This window comes from Rathayibacter sp. AY1H2 (assembly GCF_002931985.1).
GTDB lineage: Bacteria > Actinomycetota > Actinomycetes > Actinomycetales > Microbacteriaceae > Rathayibacter.
Window position 1 is genome coordinate 469,766 of record NZ_PSUV01000001.1, and the last position, 10,246, is coordinate 480,011.

A 10,246-nucleotide genomic window follows, 5' to 3' on the forward strand; every position below is an offset into this window, starting at 1 on the left:
ACCCATGTCGTCGTATTCCGTGAACAAGTCCGACGCCGAGTGGCGCGAGGAGCTCGACCGCGACCAGTACGCGGTCCTGCGCGAAGCGGCCACCGAGCGCCCGTGGACCGGCGAGCTGCTCGACGAGCACCGCTCCGGCCTCTACACCTGTGCCGCCTGCAGCGCCGAGCTCTTCAAGAGCGGCACCAAGTTCGACTCCGGCTGCGGCTGGCCGAGCTTCTACGAGTCCGTGAACCCGGACGCGGTCCAGCTGATCGAGGACAGCACCCTCGGCATGGTCCGCACCGAGGTCCGCTGCGCGAACTGCGGATCCCACCTGGGACACGTCTTCCCCGACGGCTTCGGCACGCCCACCGGCGACCGCTACTGCATGAACTCGATCGCCCTGAACTTCCAGGCCGAGGGCGAGTGACCGTGTCCTCCTCCCCCGTGCTCGAGGCCGTCCTCGCGCGCCGATCGCGCTCGAAGGTGACGCCGGAGGCTCCGGGGCACGACGAGATCGCGGCGTTCGTCTCGGCGGCGTCGCGTCTCGCCGATCACAGCTCGCTGCGCCCGTGGCGGGTCATAGCGATCCGCGGCGCCGCCCGCGACCGGGTCGGCCGCAGCTTCGCGGTCGCCTCGGGGGCGAAGAAGGACCCGCGGAAGTACATCGAGAAGACGCACCGCGCCTCCCTGCTGCTGGCCGTCGTGGTCAGCGTCAAGAAGTCGAAGGTGCCGGCCTGGGAGCAGGAGGCCGTCGCCTCGGGCGTCGCCCACCTCCTGAGCCTGCTGCTCGACGAGGCGGGCTGGGGCGTCTTCTGGCGCACCGGCTCCTACACGCGCGACAAGGCCGTGCGGAAGGCGCATCGCCTCGAGAAGGGCGAGGAGCTGCTCGGCTGGCTCTACGTCGGCCGTCCCGACGGGAAGATCGGCGGCCCCAAGCGTCCCGCTCCCGCCGAGCGGCACCTCAGCATCCTCGAGCCGTGAGACGCGGCGGGCCCGGATCCGGCCGGATCCGGGCCCGCGATAGGGTGGCCGGGCGCGCGAGCGCACCTGCCGACGTGGCGCAATTGGTAGCGCACCCGACTTGTAATCGGGCGGTTACGGGTTCAAGTCCCGTCGTCGGCTCAGGAGAGCAGAAGGCCCCGACCGCTGTGTGCGGTCGGGGCCTTCTGCATGCGCGGGGCTCCTGCGCGTCCGGGGCTCAGCCCGCGGCGGCCGGAGTGGGCTCGGAGGAGGCCGGAGCCTCGGTGGAGACCGGGGCGTCGCTGGGAGCGGGGGTCTCGGTCGACGCGGGCGTCTCGGTCGACGCGGGGGCCTCGGTCGAGGCGGGCGTGTCGCTCGGCGCCGGGGTCTCGGAGGAGGTGGGCGCGGGAGTCGCCGACGAGTAGGAGTCGGCGGCGGCCGAGAGCACGAAGGAGCTGAAGGCGTCCGGGTCGGTCAGCGAGCCCGAGTACGCCTCGCCGTTGACCAGGACGGTCGGGGTGCCCGTGACAGCGGGCACGTCCGTGCCGGGCAGCGGACCCGACGTGGCGCGCTCGGTCGCGGCGCGGACCCAGCTCACGAAGCTCTGGTCGTCGATGCAGGTGTTCACGGCCGCCGTGTCCTCGACGCCGGCCTGCGAGGCGTAGTCCTTCAGCTGGTCGTCCGAGAGTCCGTCTGTCCCCTCCGCCGGCTGGTTCGCGAACAGCAGGGAGTTGAAGTCGAAGAACGAGTCGGGCGAGCGGTCCGCGACGCACGCGGCGGCGTTGGCCGAGCGCTCCGAGTACTTGGTGCCGTTCGAGCGAGTCGTGAGGATGGCGATCGGGTGGATCTCGACCGTCGCGGCACCGCTGGTCACCCACTCCTTGATCTGGTCGCCGTTGGTCTTCTCGAACTGGCCGCAGTAGGGGCAGAGGTAGTCGAGGTAGACCCGGATGTCGACCGTGCCGGCCGAGGTGTCGAGCGCGCTGGGGGTGGGCGTCCCGTCGGCGGCGACGGCGCCGCTCGTCTGCGCGACCATGTTCTCGCCGATGACGACACCGTCGCTCGCCATGTTCGCCGGGCCCGGGCCCGCGGGGCGGATGCTCGAGGTGACGGCGAAGACCACGATCACGACGACCGCGATCACGACGGCGGCGAGCCCGCCCTGCAGGGCGAAGCGGCTCACGCGGTCGCGGCGCTTCTGCTGCTCGCGCAGGCGGCGCGCCTTCTCTCGGGCGGCCTCTCGTCGCTGGTTCTTCGAGAGACGGTCGTTGGCTCCGCCGGTGGTCATGACAAGAACGCTCCGAATGAGAGAGGGGGAAGAAGGGGGTCGCCGGGCGCGACTCGCCGGAATCCTACGCGCGAGCCCTGGGAAACCTCCAAACGACGGATACGCGGTGCCCGACCGACGACTGTCGGCCCCGTGGCATACTGTGACGGTTGGTCGGAGTCGCCCACGCGATGATGACCATCACTTCCATTCACTCGGATCGTCCGGCACGTACCTGCCGGTGAAGGAGCAAGAACAATGGCGTCCGTAACTTTCGACCACGCGTCCCGCGTCTACCCCGGGGCCACTCGCGCCTCCGTCGACAAGCTCAACCTCGAGGTGGGCGACGGCGAGTTCCTCGTCCTCGTCGGCCCCTCCGGCTGCGGCAAGTCCACCTCCCTGCGCATGCTCGCCGGCCTCGAAGAGGTCAACGAGGGCCGCATCCTCATCGGCGACCGCAACGTCACGGACGTTCCGCCGAAGGACCGCGACATCGCGATGGTCTTCCAGAACTACGCGCTGTACCCGCACATGTCGGTCGCCGAGAACATGGGCTTCGCGCTCAAGATCGCCGGCGTCAACAAGGACGAGCGCGCCGCGCGGGTCCTCGAGGCCGCGAAGATGCTCGACCTCGAGCCCTACCTGAACCGCAAGCCGAAGGCGCTCTCCGGTGGCCAGCGCCAGCGCGTCGCGATGGGCCGCGCCATCGTCCGCAAGCCCCAGGTGTTCCTCATGGACGAGCCGCTGTCGAACCTCGACGCCAAGCTCCGCGTGTCCACCCGCACCCAGATCGGCACGCTCCAGCGTCGCCTGGGCATCACCACGGTCTACGTCACCCACGACCAGACCGAGGCGCTCACCATGGGCGACCGCATCGCGGTCCTCAAGGACGGCCTCCTCCAGCAGGTCGGCTCGCCCCGCGACCTGTACGAGAACCCGAACAACGTCTTCGTGGCCGGCTTCATCGGCTCGCCCGCGATGAACCTGTTCCACGCGGACGTCACCGACGGCGGCGTCAAGTTCGGCGACACCGTCCTCCCGATCGCCCGCGAGGCGCTCGCGAAGACGAGCCAGAAGGTCGTCACGCTCGGCGTGCGACCCGAGGACGTCACCGTCTCGACCCAGCCCGGCGGACTGCCGATCGAGGTCGACCTCATCGAGGAGCTCGGCTCGGACGGCTACCTCTACGGCCACACCGAGGTCGAGGGCCGCCGCACCGACATCGTCGCGCGCGTCGACGGCCGCGTGCACCCGACCGCGGGCGACCGCGTATACGTGACCGCGAACCACCGCGTGCACATCTTCGACGCGGAGTCGGGCGAGCGCCTCTCCTGAGCATCCTCCTGCACCGCACGCTGCCGCCGTCCCCTCCAGGGCGGCGGCAGCGTCGTCTGCGGCTCCCCCACCGTCCGACACGCGACACGAACGGCGCACCATGTCCGGCTCCCTGAACATCACCTCGGCCACCGTCGACCCGGCCCTGCTCGACCTGCCGTGGAACCTGCGGCTCGACGACTGGCCCGACGAGTACATCGCCGCCCTGCCGAAGGGCATCTCGCGGCACACGGTCCGTTTCGCCCACCTCTCCGGTCACGTCGTCGCCGTCAAGGAGACGACCGCCGAGATGTCGCGGCGCGAGTACGAGATGCTGAAGACGCTGCAGCGCCTCGACGTGCCGTGCGTGGTTCCGGGCGCCGTGATCACGAACCGCACCGACGACGAGGGCGAGGCCCTGCCCGCCGTGCTGGTCACCCGTCACCTCAAGTTCTCGCTCCCCTACCGGGCGCTCTTCTCGCAGACGCTGCGGCCGGACACGGCGACCCGTCTGGTCGACGCGCTGGCGCTCCTCCTGGTCCGCCTGCACGTGATCGGCTTCTTCTGGGGCGACGTGTCCCTTTCGAACACCCTCTTCCGGCGCGATGCCGGCGCCTTCGCCGCCTACCTGGTCGATGCGGAGACCGGGCAGCTCTACTCGGGCGGCCTCTCGAACGGCCAGCGCGAGAACGATCTGGAGATCGCCCGCGTCAACATCGCCGGCGAGCTGCTCGACCTCGAGGCCGGCGGTCGCGTCGACGACGACCTCGATCCGATCACGGTCTCCGACGGAATCGTCGCGGCGTACCGCAGCCTCTGGAAGGAGCTGACCGGTGCCGAGTCGTTCGCGACCTCGGAGCGCTGGCGGATCAACGACCGCGTGAACCGGCTGAACGAGCTGGGCTTCGACATCGAGGAGCTCGCGATCAGGACCGACGAGGCCGGGTCCACGGTGCGGATCCAGCCGAAGGTGGTCGACGCCGGCCACCACCAGCGGCGGCTGCTCCGTCTCACCGGGCTGGACGCGCAGGAGAACCAGGCGCGGCGCCTGCTCAACGACCTCGACTCGTACACGGCGACCTACGACAAGCAGGGCCTGGACGAGGAGATGGTGGCGCACGAGTGGCTGGCGCAGGTGTTCGAGCCGGTCATCCGCTCGATCCCCCGCGATCTCAAGGGTCGCCTGGAGCCGGCCGAGATGTTCCACCAGCTGCTCGAGCACCGCTGGTTCATGTCGCAGCAGCAGGCGCGCGACGTCCCCCTGGCGGAGGCGGTCACCGCCTACGTGAACGACATCCTGCGTCATCGCCGCGACGAGGCGACGGTCATCGCTCCTCCCACCGAGGCGCTGACCCTCCCGAACCTCGTCCTCGACGAGTCCGGCGACGCCGAGCTCACCGACGAGGACGCCGACGTCGACTGGACGAAGAACGTCTGACCCCATCACCGCAAGAGGGCCCGTGCTGTCAGCACGGGCCCTCTTCGCATCCCCCCGGCTCGCTCGCCGCAGGCGGCGCACTCGGTCCGCTCGCCGCAGGCGGCGCACTCGGTCCGCTCGCCGCAGGCGGCGCCCCTGTCCGCTCGCCGAAGGCGGCGCCCCTGACATCCAGACCTGGAGCGCGGGTGCCGGCGCGGTGAGCTGCAAGGCGGAGGAGGAAGCGATACCGGCGGTATCGCGCCCGACGACAACGCCGCAGATCGCCACGCCGGTGCCCGCGCGGTGAGCTGCAAGGCGGAGGAGGAAGCGATACCGGCGGTATCGCGCCCGACGACAACGCCGCAGATCGCCGTGCCGGCGCCCGCGCTACTCGGAGGCGGAGCGGAGTTTGGAGATCTCGTAGAGCGCGACCGACGCCGCGATCCCGGCGTTGAGGGATTCGGTGGCGGAGCTGATCGGGATGGAGACGACGGCGTCGCACTGCTCGGTGACGAGGCGGGAGAGGCCCTTGCCCTCGCTGCCGACGACGACGAGGAGCGGCCGGTCGGCGAGTTCCAGGCCGGGCAGCATCACGTCGCCGTCGCCGTCGAGTCCGATGACGAAGACGCCTGCGCGCTTGAAGTCCTTGATCATGGCGGTGAGGTTGGACGCCATCGCGACGGGGATGCGTGCGGCGGCTCCGGCGGAGGTCTTCCAGGCGGCGGAGTTGAGGCCCACGGAGCGGCGCTGCGGGACGATGACGCCCTGTCCGCCGAACGCGGCGACGGAGCGGATGATCGCTCCGAGGTTGCGCGGGTCGGTGATGCCGTCGAGGGCGACGAGGAGGGGGACCGCTCCGCGGGAGACGCTGCGCTCGAGCAGGTCGCTCGGGTGGGCGTACTCGTAGGGCGGCACCTTCAGCACGAGGCCCTGGTGCACGGAGTCGGGGCCGGCGAGGCGGTCGAGCTCCGGGCGCATGACCTCGAGCACGGGAAGGCCGCGGGCGGTGGCGATCTTGAGCGCCTCCTTGACCCGGTCGTCCATCTCGATGCGGGTCGCGAGGTAGAGGGTGGTGGCCGGGATGCTGGCGCGCAGCGCCTCGAGGACCGAGTTCCGGCCCGTCACCATCTCGAAGTCGTCGCCGCTCTTGGGCTTGCGCGACGGAGCGGGGCGCCCCTGTCCGCGGGCGGCCGCGGAGAGGGCTCCGCCGGGGCGGCCCTTGCCGCCTGCGGCGACGAAGCGCTCGCGCGCGAGCTTCGCCTTGCCTGCGGGGTGGTAGGGCCGGTCCTCGGCCTTGGGCGTGGGCTTCTTGCCCTCGAGGGCCTGACGGCCCTGACCGCCGGAACCGACGGCCTTGCCCTTGCTCTTCTTTCGGACCGCTCCGGGGCGGCCGGGCTTATTCGCCATCGAGACTCCAATGCGCACCCGTCTGGGTGTCTTCGATCGTGATTCCCGCCGCGGCGAGATCGGTTCGGATGCGGTCGGCGCTCGCCCAGTCGCGCTGCTCGCGCGCGGTCTGGCGTTCGGCGACCAGGCGGTCGACCAGCACGCTGAGCGCGCGGTACGAGGGTTCGTCGTCGGAGCGCGCCCACTCGGGCGCCTCCGGGTCGATGCCGAGCACGGCCGCCATCGCGAGCACCTGGGTGCGCAGGGCCGAGACGGAGCCGAGGTCCTCGGCGTCGAGGGCGGCGTTGCCGGCGCGCACGGTCTCGTGCAGGACGCCGATGGCCTGCGGGACGGACAGGTCGTCGTCCATCGCCTCGGCGAACTCCTCCGGGACCACCGGCTCGCCGAGCGCGGCGAACCGCGTGCCGTCGAGGCGGCGGCGGGAGCGCTCGAGGAAGCCCTCGATCCGCTCCAGCGCCGCTTCGGCCTCCTCGAGGGCCCCGTCGTGGAACTCGAGGGTGGAGCGGTAGTGGGCCGAGCCGAGGTAGTAGCGGACGACGAGCGGGCGGGCCGCTTCGAGCAGCTCGGAGGCGAACACCGAGTTGCCGAGCGACTTGCTCATCTTCTGGCCGGTGACGGACACGAGGCCGTTGTGCAGCCAGTAGCTGGCGAAGGCGTGGCCGGCGGCGCTGGACTGGGCGAGCTCGTTCTCGTGGTGGGGGAAGCGCAGGTCGAGCCCGCCGCCGTGGATGTCGAACTGGGTGCCGAGGTACTTCGTCGACATCGCGGAGCACTCGATGTGCCAGCCGGGGCGCCCGGCGCCCCACGGCGAGGCCCAGGCGGCCGACTCGGGCTCCTCCGGCTTGGCGCCCTTCCAGAGAGCGAAGTCGTGCGGGTCGCGCTTGCCGCGCGGGTCGGCGTCGGTCGCCGCCTCCATGCTCTCGAGGCGCTGGTGGGTGAGTGAGCCGTAGTCCGGCCAGGACCGCGTGTCGAAGTAGACGTCGCCGGAGTCGTCGGGCGCCGGGTAGGCGTGACCGCGCTCGATCAGGGTCTGGATGAGCGTGATCATCTCGGCGATGCTCGCGGTCGCGCGCGGCTCGTAGGTCGGCGGGAGGATGCCGAGGGCCGTGTACGCGGCGGTGAACTCGAGCTCCACGCGGTAGGCGAGGGCCCACCACTGCTCGACCGGCGCGCCCTCGGGCACCCGACGCCGCGCGTCCTCGGCGATGGCGAGGATCTTGTCGTCGATGTCGGTGACGTTGCGCACCAGGGTGACCTGGAAGCCGCGGTACGCCAGCCAGCGGCGCAGCTGGTCGTAGGCGAGGGCGGAGCGCAGGTGCCCGATGTGGGGCGAGGACTGCACGGTGGGTCCGCAGACGTACATCCCGACCTCGTTCTCGCGGAGGGGGACGAAATCGACGAGGGCCTGGGCCTTCGAGTCATGCAGTCGCAGAGTCACGCGGGCGAGTTTACCGGGCGGACCGCTCCCGGCCGGGTCGGCGGCTCCGCCCGGGGACTACCGGGCGACAGCGGGGGTGGGGAGGACGAGTGCCGTCGCGGTCGCGGCGACCCCCTCGCCCCGGCCGGTGAAGCCCAGCGCGTCCGAGGTGGTGGCGGCGACGCTGACCGGTGCGCCGAGCAGCTCCGAGAGCAGCCTCTGCGCCTCGTCGCGCCGCGGCGAGAACTTCGGGCGGTTGCCGATGAGCTGCACCGAGACGTTGCCGACGGCGAAGCCGGCGGCCTCCACCAGCTCGCGGGTCGCGCGGAGGAAGACCTCGCCGTGGGCGTCCGCGAAGCGCGGGTCGGCCGTGCCGAAGCGGGAGCCGATGTCGCCGAGACCCGCCGCCGCCAGGAGCGCGTCGCAGATCGCGTGGGCGACCGGATCGCCGTCGCTGTGCCCGGACAGGCCCCGCTCCCCCGGCCAGTGCAGCCCGGCGAGCCAGAGCGGCGACGCGTCGTCGAAGGCGTGCACGTCCGTGCCGATGCCGACGCGCGGCACGACGACGACGGGCGGCGGTGCGAGCACCTGCTCGGCGCGGGCCAGGTCCCAGGGGGTGGTGATCTTGAAGGCGAGCGGGTCGCCGGCGACGACGATCGAGGGGCCGCCGCGCGAGGCGAGGAGCGCCGCGTCGTCGGTGAAGTCCTCCTCCGCCGAGGCGTAGGCCTCGTCGAGGAGCGCGCGCGGGAAGCCCTGCGGCGTCTGCACCGCGGCGAGCTCGGAGCGGTCCACCGTGCCGAGGATCCCGCCGTCGGCGCGGATGCGCTTGATCGTGTCGGTGACCGGCAGACCCGGGATCACTCCACCGCGCGTCTCCCGGACCGCCGCGATCACCCGCTCGAACTGGTCGACGGGCGTGAGGGCGCGGGCGGCGTCGTGCACGAGCACCGTCTCGACGGCCGGACCGAGCGCCCGGAGCCCTCGAGCGACCGACTCCTGGCGGCTGGCGCCTCCGGCGACAACGCTGACGGAGCCGTCCGGGGCTCCGGCGGCGTGCGCGAGAGCGGCCGTCTCCTCGAGGAGGGCGGCGGGAGCCACGACGACGATCTGGACCGGCTCCGCGAGCAGCAGCACCGTGCGCAGGCTGCGCTCGAGGATCGTCCTCCCCGCGCAGTCGACGTAGGCCTTGGGGCGCTCGCGGCCGAGCCTCGTGCCGCTGCCGGCGGCGACGACGACGACGGCCGCGGTCGGCGCGCCGGCCGGACCGTTCAGGATGCGAGGACCTCGTCGAGGAGCACGGAGGCGGCGTCCTCGTCGGTCTTCTCGGCCAGGGCGAGCTCGGAGACGAGGATCTGGCGGGCCTTGGCGAGCATGCTCTTCTCCCCCGCCGAGAGGCCGCGGTCGCGGTCGCGGCGGGTGAGGTCGCGGACGACCTCGGAGACCTTGACGACGTCTCCGGACCCGAGCTTCTCGAGGTTGGCCTTGTAGCGGCGCGACCAGTTGGTCGGCTCCTCGACGACCTCGGCGCGCAGGACCTCGAACACGCGCTCGACGCCCTCGCGGCCGATGACGTCGCGGACGCCGACCAGGTCGACGTTGTCGGCGGGCACCTCGATGACGAGGTCGCCCTGCGCGACGCGGAGCTTCAGGTACGTCTTCTCCTGGCCCTTGATCGTCCGGGTCTTCACCTCGGCGATCGTGGCGGCTCCGTGATGGGGGTAGACGACCGTCTCTCCGACCTCGAACTGCATGCGACGTCCTTTCAGCGGCGGACAGATTACCATGCGCGCCGAGCGGGACGGGAGTCCGGACGGGCGGAGCCGCGGTGCTCGCTACGCTAGCCTGGTGTCGGCTCGTGCACAGTGAAGTCGCCCTGTCCGGGGCGAGCGGGGCCGACGATCTGGAGGTTCCTGTGAAGGCGCGTATCGCTGCATCCGTCGTTCTCGCGGTCGGCGTCGCCCTCGCTACCGCCGGCTGCAACCTCGTCGCCCCGCAGGCGACGCGCAAGATCTACGACCCGAGCGACGGAGTCGGCGCGACGATCGGCGATCTCGCCATCCGCAACGCGATGATCGTCTCGGACGACGGCGAGGCAGGCACTCTGATCGTGACGCTCGTGAACTCCACCGATGAGGCGCTGAGCGTCGAGGTGCAGTACGAGGGCTCCGCGGGCCGCACCAGCGACACCGTCGACGCCGTCCCCGGCCGTACCGAGGTCCGCCCCGACAGCACCGAGGCCGTCCAGATGGACGACATCGACACGATCCCCGGCGGCCTGCTCCCCGTCTACTTCCAGTACGGCTCCGAGCAGGGCAAGGAGCTCCTCGTCCCCGTCCTGACGAACGCCCTCGAGGCCTACTCGACGCTGACCCCCGCTCCCTCCGCGACGCCGACCGTCACCCCGACGGCCGACCCCGCCCGGACCGCGCTCCCCACTCCCACCGCCGAGCCCGGCGTCGACGCTCCCACCGCGGAGTAG

10 protein-coding genes and 1 tRNA gene are annotated in these 10,246 nt (G+C 71.7%); 6 read left to right on the forward strand and 5 right to left on the reverse strand.

Going from position 1 to position 10,246, the window contains the following annotated elements:
• Positions 1-4: 4 nt before the first annotated feature.
• The 3 genes from msrB (at position 5) to C5C29_RS02175 (ending at position 1,107) form a co-directional block, all read left to right on the forward strand.
• Positions 5-412, forward strand: coding sequence for a peptide-methionine (R)-S-oxide reductase MsrB (gene msrB / locus C5C29_RS02165; RefSeq protein WP_104224596.1), 408 nt, complete (start codon positions 5-7; stop codon positions 410-412).
• The gene (locus C5C29_RS02170; RefSeq protein WP_104224595.1) at positions 409-966 is read left to right on the forward strand and encodes a nitroreductase family protein; all 558 of its coding nucleotides are present in this window, start codon (positions 409-411) and stop codon (positions 964-966) included. Before msrB ends, C5C29_RS02170 begins: the two co-directional genes overlap by 4 nt.
• Positions 967-1,034: 68 nt before the next feature.
• Positions 1,035-1,107, forward strand: a tRNA-Thr gene (locus C5C29_RS02175).
• Positions 1,108-1,183: 76 nt separating this feature from the next.
• On the opposite strand, the gene C5C29_RS02180 is transcribed toward C5C29_RS02175, so the two are convergent.
• Positions 1,184-2,233 (reverse strand): thioredoxin domain-containing protein, encoded by a 1,050-nt coding sequence (locus C5C29_RS02180; protein WP_104224594.1) that lies wholly within the window; start codon positions 2,231-2,233, stop codon positions 1,184-1,186.
• A gap of 237 nt (positions 2,234-2,470) precedes the next feature.
• Between C5C29_RS02180 and C5C29_RS02185 the strand changes: the two genes are divergently transcribed.
• Together C5C29_RS02185 and C5C29_RS02190 are read left to right on the forward strand one after the other, a co-directional pair.
• The gene (locus C5C29_RS02185) at positions 2,471-3,547 is read left to right on the forward strand and encodes an ABC transporter ATP-binding protein (protein ID WP_104224593.1); all 1,077 of its coding nucleotides are present in this window, start codon (positions 2,471-2,473) and stop codon (positions 3,545-3,547) included.
• Positions 3,548-3,647: 100 nt separating this feature from the next.
• Positions 3,648-4,964 (forward strand): DUF4032 domain-containing protein, encoded by a 1,317-nt coding sequence (locus tag C5C29_RS02190; protein WP_104224592.1) that lies wholly within the window; start codon positions 3,648-3,650, stop codon positions 4,962-4,964.
• 366 nt (positions 4,965-5,330) lie between these two features.
• Here C5C29_RS02190 and rlmB read toward each other — a convergent pair whose 3' ends face one another.
• From rlmB to C5C29_RS02210, 4 genes are read right to left on the reverse strand one after another with little or no spacing between them, the layout of a single operon-like run.
• Positions 5,331-6,350, reverse strand: a complete 1,020-nt coding sequence (rlmB, locus tag C5C29_RS02195) for a 23S rRNA (guanosine(2251)-2'-O)-methyltransferase RlmB (RefSeq protein WP_104224591.1) — start codon at positions 6,348-6,350, stop codon at positions 5,331-5,333.
• On the reverse strand, positions 6,340-7,788 hold the full coding sequence (cysS, locus tag C5C29_RS02200; protein WP_104224590.1) for a cysteine--tRNA ligase: 1,449 nt from the start codon (positions 7,786-7,788) through the stop codon (positions 6,340-6,342). The genes rlmB and cysS overlap by 11 nt, the downstream gene beginning before the upstream one ends.
• A gap of 57 nt (positions 7,789-7,845) precedes the next feature.
• Positions 7,846-9,042: a 2-C-methyl-D-erythritol 4-phosphate cytidylyltransferase gene (gene ispD / locus C5C29_RS02205; RefSeq protein WP_104224624.1), complete on the reverse strand. Its 1,197-nt coding sequence runs from the start codon at positions 9,040-9,042 to the stop codon at positions 7,846-7,848.
• Positions 9,036-9,518, reverse strand: coding sequence for a CarD family transcriptional regulator (locus C5C29_RS02210; protein WP_104224589.1), 483 nt, complete (start codon positions 9,516-9,518; stop codon positions 9,036-9,038). The genes ispD and C5C29_RS02210 overlap by 7 nt, the downstream gene beginning before the upstream one ends.
• 161 nt (positions 9,519-9,679) lie before the next feature.
• Here C5C29_RS02210 and C5C29_RS02215 point away from each other — a divergent pair, with 161 nt between their 5' ends.
• Positions 9,680-10,246, forward strand: coding sequence for a hypothetical protein (locus C5C29_RS02215; protein WP_104224588.1), 567 nt, complete (start codon positions 9,680-9,682; stop codon positions 10,244-10,246).